Annotated in this window: 20 protein-coding genes and 1 other annotated feature; of the genes, 15 read left to right on the top strand and 5 right to left on the bottom strand. The window is 27.7% G+C overall.

The window, feature by feature from the left end; all coding sequences use genetic code 11:
- Positions 1-14: 14 nt before the first annotated feature.
- Together ACVHXK_RS01280 and ACVHXK_RS01275 are read right to left on the bottom strand one after the other, a co-directional pair.
- Positions 15-194, bottom strand: a complete 180-nt coding sequence (locus ACVHXK_RS01280) for an alpha/beta-type small acid-soluble spore protein (RefSeq protein ID WP_461204529.1) — start codon at positions 192-194, stop codon at positions 15-17.
- A 392-nt stretch (positions 195-586) separates the two neighbouring features.
- The gene (locus tag ACVHXK_RS01275; RefSeq protein ID WP_461204528.1) at positions 587-769 is read right to left on the bottom strand and encodes an alpha/beta-type small acid-soluble spore protein; all 183 of its coding nucleotides are present in this window, start codon (positions 767-769) and stop codon (positions 587-589) included.
- Positions 770-982: 213 nt separating this feature from the next.
- Between ACVHXK_RS01275 and ACVHXK_RS01270 the strand changes: the two genes are divergently transcribed.
- From ACVHXK_RS01270 to ACVHXK_RS01250, 5 genes are all read left to right on the top strand, one after another.
- Positions 983-2,068 (top strand): undecaprenyldiphospho-muramoylpentapeptide beta-N-acetylglucosaminyltransferase, encoded by a 1,086-nt coding sequence (locus ACVHXK_RS01270; protein WP_461204527.1) that lies wholly within the window; start codon positions 983-985, stop codon positions 2,066-2,068.
- A gap of 175 nt (positions 2,069-2,243) precedes the next feature.
- Positions 2,244-2,951: a ribonuclease H-like domain-containing protein gene (locus ACVHXK_RS01265; RefSeq protein WP_461204526.1), complete on the top strand. Its 708-nt coding sequence runs from the start codon at positions 2,244-2,246 to the stop codon at positions 2,949-2,951.
- 110 nt (positions 2,952-3,061) lie between these two features.
- Positions 3,062-3,697, top strand: a complete 636-nt coding sequence (locus ACVHXK_RS01260; RefSeq protein ID WP_461204525.1) for a CAP domain-containing protein — start codon at positions 3,062-3,064, stop codon at positions 3,695-3,697.
- Positions 3,698-3,771: 74 nt separating this feature from the next.
- On the top strand, positions 3,772-4,269 hold the full coding sequence (locus ACVHXK_RS01255) for a hypothetical protein (RefSeq protein ID WP_461204524.1): 498 nt from the start codon (positions 3,772-3,774) through the stop codon (positions 4,267-4,269).
- Between the two features lie 166 nt (positions 4,270-4,435).
- On the top strand, positions 4,436-5,401 hold the full coding sequence (locus tag ACVHXK_RS01250; RefSeq protein ID WP_461204523.1) for a YbgA family protein: 966 nt from the start codon (positions 4,436-4,438) through the stop codon (positions 5,399-5,401).
- A gap of 24 nt (positions 5,402-5,425) precedes the next feature.
- Here ACVHXK_RS01250 and ACVHXK_RS01245 read toward each other — a convergent pair whose 3' ends face one another.
- From ACVHXK_RS01245 to ACVHXK_RS01235, 3 genes are all read right to left on the bottom strand, one after another.
- Positions 5,426-5,683, bottom strand: coding sequence for a spore coat protein (locus ACVHXK_RS01245; RefSeq protein ID WP_461204522.1), 258 nt, complete (start codon positions 5,681-5,683; stop codon positions 5,426-5,428).
- An 18-nt stretch (positions 5,684-5,701) separates the two neighbouring features.
- On the bottom strand, positions 5,702-5,908 hold the full coding sequence (locus tag ACVHXK_RS01240; RefSeq protein WP_461204521.1) for a hypothetical protein: 207 nt from the start codon (positions 5,906-5,908) through the stop codon (positions 5,702-5,704).
- Between the two features lie 106 nt (positions 5,909-6,014).
- A complete protein-coding gene (locus tag ACVHXK_RS01235; protein WP_461204520.1) occupies positions 6,015-7,091 on the bottom strand; it encodes an NAD(P)H-dependent flavin oxidoreductase in 1,077 nt (358 codons plus the stop codon).
- A 209-nt stretch (positions 7,092-7,300) separates the two neighbouring features.
- Between ACVHXK_RS01235 and ACVHXK_RS01230 the strand changes: the two genes are divergently transcribed.
- The 10 genes from ACVHXK_RS01230 (at position 7,301) to ACVHXK_RS01185 (ending at position 17,954) form a co-directional block, all read left to right on the top strand.
- Positions 7,301-8,521 (top strand): EAL domain-containing protein, encoded by a 1,221-nt coding sequence (locus ACVHXK_RS01230; RefSeq protein ID WP_461204519.1) that lies wholly within the window; start codon positions 7,301-7,303, stop codon positions 8,519-8,521.
- A 50-nt stretch (positions 8,522-8,571) separates the two neighbouring features.
- Complete coding sequence (locus tag ACVHXK_RS01225; protein WP_461204518.1) at positions 8,572-9,840, top strand: replication-associated recombination protein A; 1,269 nt, start codon at positions 8,572-8,574, stop codon at positions 9,838-9,840.
- Between the two features lie 124 nt (positions 9,841-9,964).
- Positions 9,965-10,402, top strand: a complete 438-nt coding sequence (locus ACVHXK_RS01220; RefSeq protein WP_461204517.1) for an RrF2 family transcriptional regulator — start codon at positions 9,965-9,967, stop codon at positions 10,400-10,402.
- Positions 10,395-11,585, top strand: coding sequence for a cysteine desulfurase NifS (gene nifS / locus ACVHXK_RS01215; RefSeq protein ID WP_461204516.1), 1,191 nt, complete (start codon positions 10,395-10,397; stop codon positions 11,583-11,585). Before ACVHXK_RS01220 ends, nifS begins: the two co-directional genes overlap by 8 nt.
- A gap of 1 nt (position 11,586) precedes the next feature.
- Positions 11,587-12,024 (top strand): Fe-S cluster assembly scaffold protein NifU, encoded by a 438-nt coding sequence (gene nifU, locus ACVHXK_RS01210; RefSeq protein ID WP_461204515.1) that lies wholly within the window; start codon positions 11,587-11,589, stop codon positions 12,022-12,024.
- A gap of 3 nt (positions 12,025-12,027) precedes the next feature.
- Positions 12,028-13,074 (top strand): tRNA 2-thiouridine(34) synthase MnmA, encoded by a 1,047-nt coding sequence (gene mnmA, locus ACVHXK_RS01205; protein WP_461204514.1) that lies wholly within the window; start codon positions 12,028-12,030, stop codon positions 13,072-13,074.
- 82 nt (positions 13,075-13,156) lie between these two features.
- Positions 13,157-13,648 (top strand): PRC-barrel domain-containing protein, encoded by a 492-nt coding sequence (locus tag ACVHXK_RS01200; RefSeq protein ID WP_461204513.1) that lies wholly within the window; start codon positions 13,157-13,159, stop codon positions 13,646-13,648.
- Positions 13,645-14,658: an AI-2E family transporter gene (locus ACVHXK_RS01195; RefSeq protein WP_461204512.1), complete on the top strand. Its 1,014-nt coding sequence runs from the start codon at positions 13,645-13,647 to the stop codon at positions 14,656-14,658. The genes ACVHXK_RS01200 and ACVHXK_RS01195 overlap by 4 nt, the downstream gene beginning before the upstream one ends.
- 47 nt (positions 14,659-14,705) lie before the next feature.
- Positions 14,706-14,932: a binding site (T-box leader), on the top strand.
- Positions 14,933-14,990: 58 nt separating this feature from the next.
- Complete coding sequence (gene alaS / locus ACVHXK_RS01190) at positions 14,991-17,630, top strand: alanine--tRNA ligase (protein ID WP_461204511.1); 2,640 nt, start codon at positions 14,991-14,993, stop codon at positions 17,628-17,630.
- A gap of 75 nt (positions 17,631-17,705) precedes the next feature.
- Positions 17,706-17,954, top strand: a complete 249-nt coding sequence (locus ACVHXK_RS01185) for an IreB family regulatory phosphoprotein (protein WP_461204510.1) — start codon at positions 17,706-17,708, stop codon at positions 17,952-17,954.
- The last annotated feature ends 34 nt before the right edge of the window (positions 17,955-17,988 follow it).

Genomic DNA, 17,988 nt, shown 5'->3' with positions numbered 1-17,988 from the left:
ACCCTTTAGTTTTATTACAAAGTTTTTTCGTATTGTTCTACCATTCTTTTAACCATTTCTCCACCAACGCTACCACATTGTGCAGATGTAAGGTTTCCATTATATTCAGTGAATGGTACACCTAATTCTTGAGCTACTTCTGTTCTGAAATTTGATAATCCTTGTTTTGCTTCTGGAATTAAATTTTTTGCCATTCTTTTTTCCTCCTCTTTATTGTTTTTTCTGGTACACTAATAGCTTATCCAAATGTCAGAAATATATAATGGCATCCTTCTGGCAAAAAAGAAAAAGTTTAGATCTGAATACTTTTATTATTTATATTAGTAAATTTTATTTGAACTACAAGTTTTAGTGTACCCTAAAATTATTTAATTATCATATTATTTATAAAAAAGTATAAATAATATAATATTGATTTATTTTTTAATTTAATCATTTGTTAGACTTTGAGGGTCTTAATTTAAGTAGCATTAGTATATATAATATTAGCAAAATTTAATTTGGAAATAAAACTAAGGAAAGAGTAATAAATTATTAATAATTTATTACTCTTTCCTCTTTTATATTTAAATATTATTTAGTACTTTTATTTAATATTTTTTTCGTATTGTTCTACCATTCTTTTAACCATTTCTCCACCAACGCTACCACATTGTGCAGAACTAAGGTTACCATTATAATCTGTGAATGGCACATTTAATTCATTTGCTACTTCATTTTTGAATTTTCCTAATCCTTGTTTTGCTTCTGGAACTAATTTTTGAGCCATTATGTTTCCTCCTTGAGTTTTTTATTTTGTTACATTAGTAGTATTACACAACATACATAAATTATTATAGTGAATGAAAGGGTGAATTAGTTTATAGTACAAACATTTGAAAATTAAAGAAATTTAATTTATAAATTGACAATATGGTAATATTATTAGAAAATTATATATGGAAATATTAAATCAACAATAACTATAATTATATAAAATTGAATGGGAGATGGTTGTTTGAATAAAAAGATTATAATGACAGGTGGAGGATCGGCTGGACATGTAACTCCAAATCTTGCTTTGATTCCTAAATTAAAAGAGTGTGGATATGAGATAGAATATATTGGGACTAAAGAAGGTATAGAAAGAAAAATAATTGAAGATGAAGGTATAAAATATCATATTATATCTAGTGGTAAACTTAGAAGATATTTTGATGTCAAAAATTTTTCTGATCCATTTAAAGTAATAAAAGGAGTTTTTGAAGCTAAAAATATTATTAAAAAAGTAAAGCCTGATGTTGTTTTCTCAAAGGGAGGATTTGTATCTGTTCCAGTAGTAATAGGAGCACATATGAATAAAATACCTGTAATCGCTCATGAATCTGATATTACTGCGGGATTAGCAAATAAAATATCTGCTCCATTTTGCAGTAAAATATGTGTAACTTTTCCAGAGTCGTTGAATACTTTAAATCCTAAAAAGGCTGTATTGACAGGGACTCCTATAAGAAAAGAAATCTTTGAAGGAAGTAAAATAAAAGGTAAGAAGATTTGTGGCTTTTCTAATGAAAAGGATAATATATTTATTATTGGAGGAAGCTTAGGGTCTAAATTATTAAATGATTGTGTTAGAAATAATTTGAAACAGTTGTTGAAGGAGTTTAATGTAATTCACATTTGTGGTAAAGGAAATATTAATGATAATTTAATAAATGTTGATGGATACAAGCAATTTGATTATGTTAGCAAAGAATTACCACATTTATTTGCTTTGGCTGATATTTTTATTTCGAGAGCAGGAGCAAATGCAATTTATGAAATTCTTTCATTAAGGAAACCTAATATTTTAATACCACTTTCACAGAAAGCTAGCAGGGGAGATCAAATTTTAAATGCTGAATCATTTAAGAAGAGTGGTTATAGTATGGTAATTAAAGAAGAAGAATTGACAGATAAATTACTGTTACAACACATAAATGAATTAAATAATAATAAAAATGTATATATAAAAGCAATGAATAAAAGTGCAGTTAAAGATAGTGTTAAAAATATAGTTGACGTTATAATAGAAAATTCTAATAAGTGATATATGAGTAGCCTTAATATAGCCTTTTATTTGTTTTTTATTTAAATATAACCCCCAAAAGTATATTTAATTTGTAAAATTGATAAAAAACTGCTAATATTATAAATAGAGAATAAATAATAATATTAAATATATGATATTATTATTTGTGTAAAATATTAGAAAGAGTGAAAAAATGATAATTAGGGAAATGAAAGTAAATGTTGATGAATACGATAAGAAGTATGCTCTTGATATTAATGGAAATAAAGAGATATTTAAGGATGCCATTTTTTTTGATTTAGAACATTATGTTTATCGTGTTCCTATATGTATTGGAGTATTCGGGTGTTGTTATTATGATTATGATAAGAACGAGATTAATGTAACACAATATATGTTAGAGAATAAAAAAGAAATAATGGACGTTTTAGAAAAAGCAAAAGAATATTTTAACAAAATGCATAATGAATATAATAAAAAATATATTGTAACTTTTTCAGGCAACAATGACTTTACTGTTATAAATTATTTATTTAATAAAAATAATATAGATTATATAATTGAGGATTTTTATGAAAAAGTTGACCTTCAACGAGAATATGAAAAAGTTACTGGTAAAAATGTTGGATTAAAAAATTTAGAAAAAAAATTTGGTGTTGATAGGGAAGAAACTAATATAATAAGTGGGTCTAATTTAGCAAAAACATTTTGCAAAGTAATGAAGGATAGCGATTATATGAATAGGATGCCTAAAGAGAAAAAAGATAGAATCTTATTATACAATCAACAAGATGTAGTTAGTCTATTTAAAATGTATGTTGATTGGAATGCTGTAGTAAAGAAAGATATTGAGGAAGTGGAAGAAAAGAGTGAAAACCAAAATATACTAAATGATAAATAAAAAGCCTAAAGGGCTTTTTTATTTTGCATATTATTGAAATAAATATTACGAAATAGGAAATAATAGATGTAGAATGAACAAACAAATGAAAAAAAGAGAGGAAAGATTTTATGAAAACTTTAAGAAAATTTTTATCAGCAACATTTTTGGTTTTTATTTTTATGATTTGCAATACAATGAGCGCTATTGCAGCTCCTATGCCATCACTTAACTATGAAGTAAAATCAGGAGATTCTTTATGGAAGATATGCGTGAAATATGAAATAGGATGTTCAGAGATATTACAAATTAACCCTCAAATATCAAACCCTGATTTAATATATCCAGGACAATTGGTTAAAGTACCAGATATGTCTGGAATTAAGAGTTTTGAAGATGAGGTAGCTAGACTAGTTAATATTGAAAGATCAAAACAAGGGTTGCCTTCTTTAAAATTAAATTGGCAGCTATCACGAGTTGCAAGGTATAAGTCTCAAGATATGATAAACAAAAATTATTTTTCACACACATCTCCTACTTTTGGCGATCCTTTTAAAATGATCAAGGATTTTGGTATAAATTACAGAACAGCAGGTGAAAATATTGCTTATGGGCAGAATAGTGCACAAGAAGTAATGAATGGATGGATGAATTCACAAGGACATAGAAGTAATATACTTAATTCTAATTTTTCTCAAATAGGAGTAGGATTATCAATTGACCAATCAGGACGAAAATATTGGACTCAAATGTTTATAGGGTGGTAAATTAATAACATTTATTGGAAAATTTTTTCAAGTTGATGTATAATTAATATATAAAATCAAAGGGGTAAATTAATATGGATAAAGGATTAATACATTACCTAATAAAAAAAAATCAGCTTCAACTAGTTAATGAAATAATATATTTATACGAAAATTATGATAGTGTAAAGTATTACTTCGATGATAAGATTGATAATATAAGTGATATCAGCTATATTGAAAAAGAAATTGAAGAATTATTTATGAAATACAATTACGATAACGGATTGATTTATAGTAAATTTAAATTAAAATTTTTGAATAAACAAATTAAAAGTGATCAAATAATATGCTTGTATTTGGTCACTTTTATTGAAAGATACTTTGATTTATATTTTGTGATTGATGAAGTTGAAATTTTTAAATTACAAATAGAATCATTAATAAATATTTTATCAAAAAAATACTGTGCAGAATCTTTAATTTTAAACGATAAAATAAATGAATTAATCAAGAAACTTAAGACTATAGACATAGAAATATTGCAGTATTTTATTGAGACAATGCCTGAATATTCTCATGCGCTTTATTAGTAAATACTATTCTTAAGCTTTGGTTATAGTCATGTTTTTGTTGGCTTTTTTGTTATTCTGGATTTTTTTAGTTCTTCCATAATTTTTTTATCCTCTCATTAATAACACAATAATATTATTAAGAAAAAATAGATTAATATTCTTATTAGATAGAGAGGGCGTATAAATGAAACCAAAAGTTTTGGTAAGTAAATGTTTAGGGTTTGAAAATTGTAGGTACAATGGAGAAAAGGTAAATAATGACTTCGTTAAACTATTAGGAGAATATGTAGAATATGTAACTGTTTGTCCAGAAGTTGAGATAGGGTTAAATATACCAAGAGAAGCACTTAGAATAATTGAAATTAGTGAGAATAAAAGATTAGTTACTAGTAAAAGTAGAGAAGATAAGACTTCTGAAATAAATGAATTTTCTCGTAAATATATAGAGAATATCTGTAATTTAGATGGTTGTATATTTAAAGGTAAGTCACCAACTTGTGGAGTGAGAGATGCTAAACTATATAATAGTTGGGTAAAAGGGGCCTCGTCAAGGAAAGGGATGGGAATGTTTTCTGAAAAGGTAATGGATCGTTTCAATGAAATTCCTATTGAAGATGACTGTAGATTAAAAGATTTTAATATAAGAAATTTATTTTTGACTAAACTTTTTGTTCTTAATGAGTTTAATACTATTTATAATACTGCAGAAATTAAATCATTGGTGTGTTTTCACAAGAAAAACAAGTATTTATTTACTATGTATAATAAAAATAAAACAACAATTTTAGATAGAATGATTAGTGACAGTGAAAATTCACCTATTGAGAATTTTCAAGGAAACCAAATTTTTATTGAATATAAAAAAATTATTAATCAGATATTTAATAAAAATGCAAGGATAGATTCAAAAGTAAATACTTTAATTGAGTTATTACAAATTTTTTCGGAAAAAATAAATGAAGATGAGTATAGATTTATTAATACTAAAATTAATGAATTTAAAAATAATCAAGTTGCTTTTAGTAATCCATTATCTTTAATAGAAGAATTAGCAATTAGATTTAATCTTAAAGAATTATATATTCAATCAATATTCAATCCATATCCTAGAAAGCTTATATTGATGAGAGATTCAGGAAAAAAGATATAAAAAAGAGAAGGAAATCCTTCTCTTTTATATTTCATTCATCATTTGATTTGCTTGCGTTTTTGCCTCTTGGACTTCTTGATCGGTAGCATCTTTTACTGGGTACCAACCTTTCTTGTTCATAGCATCGAAAATTTGATATTGGCAATTCTGTGACTTCTCTAAATTATTAACAAGAGTGTTTCTTAAGTTTGGACAAGATGTTTCTGTGATACCAGTACTATAAGCACTGATTACTTGTTTTTCTGTAGTTAATAAGTCTTGCATTAAATCTTTTTCTTTCATAATTATTCCTCCTATGTCCTATTGATGTGAATCTAAGTAAGTTTTTAATTCTGTGAAATTTTGTCTGTGAGTGTCATAAGCCTGATTACATAAATTCTTTAATTCTGTATCTGTAAATGATTGAGCACATTCGCTATATTTTTTTGAAAGTAAAGTTTCATAGCCAATTTGATCTTTGATAACTTTTAGATTGTTTTCGTGGATTTGTTTTGTTCCTTGCTTCATAATAAATTTTCCTCCATTCAGTTTATTTACACTAATATTATTACCGATATGATTAAATATATAGATGGAAATAAAAAGAAAAAAATCACACTATTTTGTGTGATTTTCAATAATTCTTTTCAGCTTCTTCTATTAGATTGTTAATTAATTTCTTAACAGTAATTATTTTATTTAATTTAAAAGTATTTGCACCTGCAAAAATTAGTCCGTTTTCAATATCACCATTTACAGCATTGATAAGAGCTTTAGTTATACAAAATCTAGTTTCGGCAGGGTTGCATTTTTTAATACAATTGAAACATTTAGTAATTTTCATTCTATCGGTAGTTATTGTTTTTACGAATGAATTATTTATTGCTCTGCCAGGCAAACCTACAGGAGATTGAATTATTACAATATCTTTTTCTTTCTTTGCATCTAAATAAGCTTTTTTGAAGTTATCATGAGCATCACATTCCTTTGTAGTTACAAATGGAGATGCTATTTGAACTCCGGAGGCACCTTGCCTTATGAAATCGGCTATTTGTTTTCCACTATCTATTCCACCAGCGACTATTACAGGTATAGATTTATTATACTCAATCTCGAGTTTGTATTTTACTTCTAATACTTCTTTTAAAATTTCTTCTAAAGTTTTATATGTAGAATTAATCATTTCTTTCATTGAAAATCCTAAATGGCCACCTGCTTTAGGACCTTCAATTATAAAAGCATCTGGGATATAATTATACTTTTTGATCCATAGTTTTGATATTATATGAGCTGCTTTCCCAGAAGAAACTATCGGAATACACTTAGTGTCTGTCCCTTTAACAAATTTGGGTAAATCTGTTGGTAAACCAGCGCCAGAAATAATTATATCAATTTTTTCAGAAATTGCAGTCTTTACTATTTCATCGTAATTCTTAGCAGCAACTAACATATTTACACCAAGGATTCCATTTGGACTTAGTTTTCTAGCTTTTTTTATTTCTTTTATTAATCCTCTTTTATTTGCTTCTTCTGTATTAGATTCAAAATCCTTTTCTAGATAACCAAGTTGTACACTTGATATAATACCAATAGCACCTTCATTTGCTACAGCAGAAGCTAACTTAGATTTAGAAATCCCAATTCCCATTCCACCTTGTATAATTGGTATTTTAGCAATTAGATTGCCAATTTTTAATGCAGGTAATTTCATAAATTTCACTCCTTCAAGTTGTTTGAAACTCAAATATTTTGATAATCAAAGTATAAAGATAGTATAGTAATAATTAAAAGTATTGTCAAATAGTTTAGAAGATAATTTTAAATATTATTATAAATACTTGAAATATAGGTCTATTAAATGTAAAATAAAACTATTATATAATCTTATGTGGGTAGGTGTTAATGGTGGGTAAGAATACTATGAGAATTAATGAAATAAATGAAAAAAATATTAATCTATTTATCAAACCAATTATTTCTGTAATTAATAAAAAAATAATCGGTTATGAAACTGTTAATTGCGGTATTGCTATAGATGGAGAAGATTTTTCTGTAGAAGACACAATAGGAATACTATCTAACAAAGAAGATTTAATTAATATTGATAGAATGTATAGAGAGAAATCTGCTTACATATTCTCAAATGAAATTAAAAATATAAAAAATAAGTTGTTATTTTTAGATATTAATTTAGGAATTATTTCTCATTTCTTAGGATCTGGAGTTATCTTGGATTTAATAGAAAAATACAATTTAAAACCTCATAATGTTGTCCTTAATATAAAGGGGAATGGTTTCAATGATACTGAAGATTTGAAAGATTTTATAATAAAGTATAGAAGTATTGGATTTTTAATTGCTTTGAGTGATATAGGGTCTGGATTTGCAAATCTTGATAAGATTTCTTTTTTCGAGCCTGATATAATAATTATAAGTAAAAATATTACAGAAAGCATAGAAGAAGATTATTATAAACAAGAGGTATTTAAATCATTAGTGAATCTTAGTAAAAATATTGGAGCATTAGTAATTGCTGATGGTATTAATTCTATTCAAACGGCATTAACTCTAATGGATTTAGGAGCTGATATGCTTGAAGGGGATTGTATTGGTAAATTTGATGTAATTGATGAAAAAGTTGTAATTGACGTAAAACAAATTATAGAAGAAGTAGCTGATAATTATAAAAAGTACATGAAGGATAAAATAAACTTTGAAAAAATAAACCATCAAAGATATGAAAAGGTAATTACAAACATTAAAAATCAGCTTTCAAAACTAAAAAAAGGCGAGTTTGATAAATTACTTGCACAAGTTATATTAGAAAATAATGATTTTGAATGTATTTATGTATTGAATGAAAGTGGAATACAAGTAACTGATACTTTAACTAAGTATAAAGATGTTTTATCACAAAAGGCTCTAATATTCCATCCAGCAGAGAAAAACACAAATCACTCACTTAAAAAATATTATTATTTTTTAAAGAATATGGTGCTTGAAAAATATATTACAGAACCTTATATATCATTAGCAACAGGAAATCTATGCATTACTGTTTCTCAAGTTTTTTCCACTCCTAATGATGAAAACTATATATTGTGTATTGATTTTAATCCAAACAATTTAAATATTATATAAAAAACAGCAGTTTTTAAACTGCTGTTTTTTCGTAGAGGAGAATGAATAAAATGCAACCTTTAGCTGATAAAATTAGGCCTGTAGACCTAAATGATATGGTAGGTCAAAAACATATCATTGGAGAGAACAAAATAATAAATAATATAATTATTTCAGGAAGAATACCCAATATGATATTTTATGGGCCATCTGGAACAGGCAAAACTACTTTAGCAAATATTTTAGCAAAAGCTTCAAATAAGCGATTTTATAAATTAAATGCAACTAATGCATCATTAAAAGATGTAAAAGAAATAATTAATGAGCTAGATTCACTATTGAATTTAAATGGCATACTTTTATATCTCGATGAAATTCAAAATTTCAATAAAAAACAACAACAATCATTATTAGAATTTATAGAAGATGGGAGAATAACTTTAATCGCTAGTACTACTGAAAATCCATTTTTTTATGTTTATAATGCAATACTGAGTAGATCTACTATATTTGAATTTAAAGAACTTATGAATGATGAAATTGTAGATGCTCTCAAAAGAGGGATTGAAATTTTAGAAAAGGAATTTAGAGAAGCAGAAATTGTTGTTGAAAGAGAAAAACTTGAGTTTATAGCTAGTATTTGCAATGGAGATTTGAGAAAAGCTTTGAATATCCTTGAACTTTCTATTTACACAGCTGAGCAATCAGAAAATAGAATTTATGTTTCATTAGATACAATAAAAAATGCTTCTGGAACAAAAAAAATTAATTATGATAAAAATGGTGATAGCCATTATGATACTTTGAGTGCTTTTCAAAAATCAATAAGAGGTAGCGATGTTGATGCTTCTGTACATTATTTAGCTAGACTTATAAAATCAGGGGATTTAATTTCTATTTGCAGAAGACTTTTAGTTATTTCAGCAGAAGATGTAGGTCTTGCATACCCTAATGCAATATCTATTGTTAAGGCATGTGTAGATTCAGCAAACCAATTAGGATTTCCTGAAGCAAGAATTCCTTTAGCAGAAGCTACAATTTTGTTGGCGTCGGCACCAAAATCTAATTCGGCAATAGTAGCAATTGATACTGCACTTAAAGATATAGAAAATGTAAATATTGGTGAGGTCCCTTCTCATTTAAAAGATGCACACTATAAAGGGGCAGTAAAACTAGGAAGAGGAGTTGAATACAAGTTTCCTCATGATTATCCCAATAATTATGTTTTGCAACAATATTTGCCAGAAGAAATTAAAGATAGAAAATATTATACTGCTGGCAAAAATAAATATGAAAAGAGTATAGAAAATTATTTAAAAGCGTTAGAAAAATATGTATAATATTCTATGAGTGAATGTGAAAAAAATACTGCAATTTTCGGATTTAAAGTTGACAACTTTAGTAGGATTTGATATTATAATCTTAAATCCTCAGTAAAACACTAGGGATTAAAGAGGTGATTAATTGAAATTATCTACAAAAACAAGATATGGGGTTAAAGCCATGTTAGATTTAGCTTATAATAGTTCAAATAATCCGGTTTCAATAAGAAGTATAGCAGAGAGACAACAAATTTCAGAATCATATCTAGAGCAGCTATTTTCTTTGCTTAGAAAATCAGGATTAGTAAAAAGTATACGAGGAGCCCAAGGTGGATATGTGTTAGCAAAAGAACCAAAACAGATAACTGTGGCTAGTATTATGAATGTACTTGAAGGACCTGTTGAAATATCAAATTGTTTAGATAAAACAGAGTGTGACAATACTGAATTTTGTGCATCAAGACTTTTGTGGAGAAGAATTAAGGAAAGCATAGACGAAGTGACTGAAGCAATTTCATTGCAAGATATGCTTGATGATTTTTATAATTTAAATAAGGATAGGAGTGACATTAATGGATAAATTAGTATACATGGATTATGCAGCAACAACTTTTACAAAAAAGGAAGTTTTAGAAGAGATGCTACCATATTTTAATGAAGAATTTGGAAACCCTTCATCTTTTTATGAATTTGCAAGTAAAAATAAAAGAGTTGTAAACGACGCGAGAGAAAAAATAGCAAAAGTTATTAATGCTGAAGGTAGAGAAATTTACTTTACAGCAGGTGGTTCGGAAGGAGATAACTGGGCTATTAAAGGGATAGTATCTTCTTTTAAGAAAAAAGGAAATCATATTATAACTTCAAAAATTGAACACCATGCGGTTTTACATACTTGTCAATTTTTAGAGAAAAATGGATATGAAGTTACATATTTAGATGTTGATGAGTATGGAATGATTAATCTGCAACAACTTAAAGATAGTATTAAAGAAACAACTGTTTTAGTATCTATAATGTTTGCAAACAATGAGATTGGTACTATCCAACCGATAAAAGAAATAGGTAGAATATGTAGAGAAAATAAAATTGTTTTTCATACAGATGCAGTTCAAGCCGTTGCACATATTCCTATAGATGTTAAAGATATGAATATTGATTTACTTTCAATGGCAGCACATAAATTTTATGGGCCAAAAGGAATAGGTGCACTTTTTATTCGAAAAGGTATAAAGATTGATAATCTTATACATGGTGGTGGACAAGAAAGAGGTAAAAGAGCTACAACAGAAAATGTACCTGGAATAGTAGGTATGGGCAAAGCCATTGAGTTAGCTTCGTTGGAAATGAATGAAGAAAAAGAAAGATTGTCGAAATTAAGAGATAAATTAATAGAAAGTTTAAGAGAAAAGATTCCATATTCAAAGTTAAACGGAGCAACAGGCGAGAATAGATTACCTAATAACATGAATATAAGTTTCATAGGTGTAGAGGGAGAAACATTATTACTTGATTTAGAGGATCATAATATTTGTGGTTCAACAGGAAGTGCATGTGCAACAGGTGATTTGTCAGCATCACATGTTCTATTAGCTATAGGATTAACTCATGGGGTAGCACATGGTTCTCTTAGATTAAGCTTGGGAAAGAATACTACTGAAGAAGAAGTAGATTATGTTATAGAAGTATTACCAGCAATAATCAAAAGAAGAAGAGAAATGTCTCCGTATTGGGAAGAATTTTTAAAAGAGAGAGGGGAAAATTAAAATGTATAGTGATAAAGTAATGGACCATTTTAGAAATCCAAGAAATGTAGGAGAAATAAAAGAAGCAAATGGTGTTGGTGAAGTTGGAAATGCTAAGTGTGGTGACATAATGAAAATATATCTTCAAGTTGAGGATAATATTATTAAAGATGTAAAATTTAAAACTTTTGGGTGTGGTTCTGCAATAGCTTCATCTAGTATGGCTACTGAATTAATTAAAGGTAAGACAGTAGAAGAGGCATGGGAGTTATCTAATAAAGCTGTAGCAGAAGCATTAGATGGATTGCCACCTGTTAAAATGCACTGTTCAGTATTAGCAGAGGATGCTATCCATAAAGCTATAAATGATTATAGAGTTTCAAATGGAATGGAAGCGTGGGATATGGAAGAACATGACCATGATTCTCTTCATGAAGCTGTTCACGGAAAGGAAGATTGATTTTTGACAAAGAAAAATGTTACTGTTGCTGTAGCTATGAGCGGTGGAGTTGATAGCTCAGTTTCAGCGTATTTATTAAAAAAACAGGGTTATGATGTTTTTGGTATTTCTATGAAAGTTTGTGATGAAGTAGATATTACTGATGAAGCAAAAGAGATAGCCGATAAGATAGGTATACCTTTTTATAAAATAGATTTGATTGAAGATTTTAAGAAAAGCGTAATTAACCATTTTGCAGATGAATATACAATTGGAAGAACACCTAATCCTTGTGTTGAATGTAATAAGAAAATTAAATTTGGTTTATTACTACGAAAAGCAAAAGAATTAGGAGCAGACTTTATTGCAACAGGCCATTATGCAAATATAAAAGAAGAAAATGGAAGATATTTAATATATAATGCTAAAGATGCTAATAAAGACCAAACATATATGATGTATGGATTAAAACAAGAAGTATTAAAGTACATTATGTTCCCTAATGGTGATTATTCTAAGAATGAGATTAGAAAAATTGCTAAAGAAATAGGCATGGAAGTGCATAATAAAAAAGATAGTATGGAAATCTGCTTTATTCCTGATAATAATCACTCTGAATATATTGAAAAAAAACTCAAACGGAAGCAGAAAAAAGGCTATTTTAAGGATATTGAAGGAAATGTAGTTGGAGAGCATAATGGTATTATTAAGTACACTATAGGTCAAAGAAAAGGATTAGGATTGTCTTTGGGTAAACCTATATTTGTCGTAGATATAAATCCTGATTTAAATGAAGTCGTTGTTGGCCCTGAAAATTTGATATTTAGGGAAATACTTTTAGCAAAAGATTTCAATTTTATTCCTTTTGATAGAATTGAAGGTACTTTGTTTGTAGAAGCGAAAATTAGATATTCTGCTAGGCGTTCTTTAGTGCAAGTAACTCAAATAGATGACGACAATATAAAAGTTGTATTTAATGAAGCACAAAGGGCGATTACAAAAGGACAATCAGTAGTTTTTTATGAAAATGAAAAGCTTATTGGAGGAGCAATAATCGAAGACGTATTATAATCCCTGCATCGCAGGGATTTTTGTATATTATTAACTCAATTGGAAAAGATAATATTAAAAAGTGAATTGAGATGATGATATATTGAAATCACAAGATTTGATATTTAAAAGTGTAATTAATATGGAAGGCAAAGAAATTGGATTCGTGAAAGATGTAGCAATAGATTTTCATAATAGAAAAATTATAGGTTTGATTACTGTTAGTAGTAGCATTTTAAAGAAAAATATATTTATAGCTATTGAAAATATTGTTAGTTTTAATAAAGTTATTCTAATTGATGGATATGATAATAAGAGTTCTTTGAAAATTTCAGATATAAAAGGCCTTCAAATATTTGATTGTGATGGAAAGGTTTTAGGGATCATAAATGATGTTATTTTTGAAACAAACACTTTTTGTATTAACTACATAGTTTTGTCAAAGGGATTTTTATTAAATATTTTTTCTGGTAAGGTAATTATTAATGTTAATGATGTCATTGAAGGAGATTATAATTTTATCATCAAAAATAATAGTAAAATCCAATTTTCTTCCCTACCTTCCTTTAAACATAAAGAAGGTACATATTTATGAAAAAAAAATATTTTAAATATATTAATATACTAATAATAGTTATTATATTTTTGCTTTTTTTTTATGTGGATTTTTTAAAAAGTACTTTAAGAATTTTCATATTATCTTTTCTTATATATTACATACTCAATCCTATATTTAAAAATCTAAATAAAAAGATTAATTCGAAAAAAATTTCAGCTATTTTAATTATTCTAGTATTATTATTAATAGGTATATGTATAGCTATAAAACTAATTCCTATAATAATAAACGAAAGTGCTACAGTATTGAATACTATCGATGAAATTGAAGGAAAAATTAATGATATATTAACTATCCAGAATTATATTGAAAAGGATGATATTTTATATGTTTTAATACAAAATGCAAATAAAAAAATATATGAGATATCTTACGCAATTTCAAATGATATATTTAAAATAATCGGAGAATTTAGTGAAAACTTTTTTGACATTATTGTAATCCCAATAATACTATACTATTTATTTGTAGATATACAATTGATTAAGGATAAAATATTGGTAATATTTCCGAATGATTTCAGAACAGTTATAGAAAAAATATGTTTGGATTCAGATAAAATGCTAAAAAGGTATATAATTAGTCAGTTTATTCTAGTTACAATAATTACAATGGTGACATTTGCAACATTACAAATGATGGATGTAAAGTATCCACTCCTTTTAGGAATAATCAATGGGGTTTTTAATGTAGTACCGTATTTTGGGCCATTAATAGGGGCTTTACCCGCTATATTTATTGCATTATTGGAATCAACAAATAAAGCACTTATAGTGTCTGTTTTGTTGTGTTTTATCCAATTTATTGAAGGGAATGTACTTTCACCAAAATTAACAGGTGATAGTATTTTTATTCACCCTTTAGTAGTAATAATGATTTTAATAATTAGTGAAAAAATTGGGGGATTAACTGGAATGATTCTAGCAGTTCCAATTGCTGTGGTTATTAAAATAATTATCTATGATATAGATTACTATTTGTATTAAATATTGACATATTTTTATTTTTTTCATATAATCAGAATGAAGTGAATATTAAGACAGTGATAAAGGATTAGTAGATAGAGATGTTCAAATAGAGAGGAAGTGGCTGGTGAAAACTTCTTGAAAATTTTATCGAAGCTACCTTTTAGTCAATAGCAAAAGAGTTTTCGCTATGGAAGCAATTTATAGTAAGGGTGGAAACTTTGTAAAGAGTGATATATAGTATTACTATATATAATTAGGGTGGTAACGCGGAAAATGAACTTTCGTCCCTTCTAGAGGGGGAAGTTCTTTTGTTTTTGAGGTGGATAATTTATAGCTTTTGGAGGGATAATATGAAAAACATGAAACTTAATGATATCAGGAATGCTTATTTGGATTTTTTTGTAGATAAAAAGCATGTTAAAATGGATAGTTTTCCTTTAGTGCCTAAGAATGATAACAGTTTATTGCTTATAAATGCTGGTATGGCACCACTTAAACCGTACTTCACAGGTCTCAAAACTGTACCAGGAAATAAAGTTACAACTTGTCAAAAGTGCATCAGAACTGGGGATATTGAGAATGTAGGTAAAACCTCTAGGCACGCAACTTTTTTTGAAATGTTAGGAAACTTTTCTTTTGGAGATTATTTTAAAGATGAAATAATACCTTGGTCATGGGAATTTGTTACAGAAGTAATGGGAATACCAAAGGACAAATTATATGTTACTGTTTACTTAGATGATGAAGAGGCAGAAGAGATTTGGAAACAAAAAACTGATGTTAATCCTAAGCATATTTTCAGATTAGGTAAAGAAGATAATTTTTGGGAACATGGAGTAGGTCCTTGTGGACCTTGTTCAGAAATTCATTTTTATAAAGAAGAAGGACAGATAGAAACAGTTGAAGATTTTATCGATAAAAGTGATAAAGATTTAGCAGTTGAGTTTTGGAATTTGGTATTTACACAATTTAATAGAAATGAAGATGGAACATATTCAGATTTGAAAAATAAAAATATAGATACTGGTATGGGTTTGGAAAGAATGGCTACTATAATGCAAGGTGTTGATTCTATTTTTGAAGTTGATACATTCAAAAGCATACTAGATATAGTTGCTGAACTATCAAAAGTAGAGTATAAAAAAGACGCTGTGAAAGACGTTTCTTTAAGAATTATTACTGATCATAGTAGAAGTATAACTTTTATGATAAGTGATGGGATACTGCCTTCTAATGAAGGAAGGGGGTATGTATTAAGGAGATTATTAAGACGAGCAGCGAGACATGGAAGATTATTAGGTATAAAAAACAAGTTTTTAGGGGATATTGTAGATGTAGTTATTGAAAATTCAAAAGAAGCATACCCAGAACTTGAAAAGAATAAAGATTATATAAAAAAGGTAATAGAAATTGAAGAAACCAGATTTAATGAAACACTAGATTCTGGCATAGCAATATTAAAAGAATTTATAGATGAAGCAATTGATAAAGGATTTAATACTTTATCTGGTGAAAATGTATTCAAATTATATGATACTTTTGGGTTCCCTTTAGAATTAACTGAAGAGATAGCGCAAGAATATGATATGTCCGTTAATATAAAAGCATTTAATGAGGAAATGGAAAAACAAAGGAATAGAGCAAGAGCTGCGAGAGAAGGTAGTACATACATGGGGGCAGACATTGACACTATTGATAAAATGCCTGAAAGTATAGATACTGAATTTGTGGGTTATGATAAAGTAATGATAGAATCTGAAATTAAGTTTATTGTAGATGAAAATGAGGTTAAAGATTATATCGAAAAAGGAAGCAAAGGAATATTAGTATTTAACCAAACACCCTTTTATCCTGAGATGGGAGGACAAATTGGAGATACTGGTGAAATAAGTAATGATAATTTTACATGCAAAGTAATAAATACTAAGAAGAATATAGGGGGCAAAATAATTCATTTTGTCGAAGTTATAGATGGAACTGCAAAAATTGGAGATAATGTGATTTTAAAAGTCGATTATCTTAAAAGAGGTAAAATAGCTAGGAATCATAGTGCTACTCATATTTTACATGAAGCTTTAAGGACTGTATTAGGTAGACATGTACATCAATCAGGTTCTTTTGTTAATGATGAACGCTTGAGGTTTGATTTTACCCACTTTACAGCTCTTACATATGAGGAAATCGAAAAAATAGAAGACTTAGTGAACGATAAAATAACTGAGGTAATGAACATTAATACTGATATTATGTCTATTGATGAAGCTAAAAAATCTGATGCAATTTCTCTGTTCGATGAAAAATATGGAGACAGCGTTAGGGTGGTTTCAATAGGAAGTTTCAGTAAGGAACTATGTGGTGGAACACATATTGATAATAGTGGGAAAATAGGTTTATTCAAAATAATATCAGAAGTGGGGATTGCTTCAGGAATAAGAAGAATTGAGGCATATACTTGGAAAAATGCACTTTTGTATGTTAAGGATAAAGAAAATACAATAAAAGAAGCGACTTCATCTTTAAAAACAAATGAAAAAGAATTAGTAAGTAGAATAAATTATATTCAAGATGAAATAAAAGAAAAAGAAAAAGAAATTTTCAGATTAAATAATAAATTGGCATCTGGCAATGAAGATGAAATTTTGAATAATGTAGAAGAAATAAATGGGTTTAAAGTAGCAAAGGGAGCTTTAAATGGTGTTGATGGAGATACACTAAGAAATCTAGCTGACAAAATAAAAAATAAATTAGTCAGTGGAGTAGTAGTTTTAGGAAGTAACTATGAAGGCAAGGCAATATTTATAGCAATGGCTTCGAAGGATTTAGTTAAATCAGGAGTACACTGTGGTAAAATAGTTAAAGAAGTTGCAAAAATAGCAGGTGGTGGCGGTGGAGGAAGACCGGATATGGCTCAAGCCGGTGGAAAGAATGGGAATATGGTAGAAGAAGCTATTAATAGAATTGAAAATATTATGGAAAATATAAGTAAATAGTGTACATTTCTTATAATATAGTTTATAATTATTTTAAAGATAGAGAATAGCTTCATACTAAAGGGGTGAAGTAATATGAACGACCATACTATGCAATTTGATGTTCAAAGGAATAAGAAAGATTTAACAAAAGCTATTTTAAGGCAAGTAAATGAATCTCTTCAAGAAAAAGGGTATAATCCAATAAATCAATTGGTTGGATACTTGATGTCTGGAGATCCAACATATATAACGAATTATAACGGTGCAAGAGCTTTAATTAGGAAACTTGAAAGAGATGATATTTTAGAAGAAGTTTTAAAAGCATATCTGTCAAATGAATAAAAATGCCCTGTGGGCATTTTTATTTTGATAAATC

The sequence above is a fragment of the Clostridium sp. DL1XJH146 genome (assembly GCF_054819755.1).
Note: the sequence above shows the minus strand (reverse complement) of the source record. Positions and strands in the feature narration are given on the sequence as shown.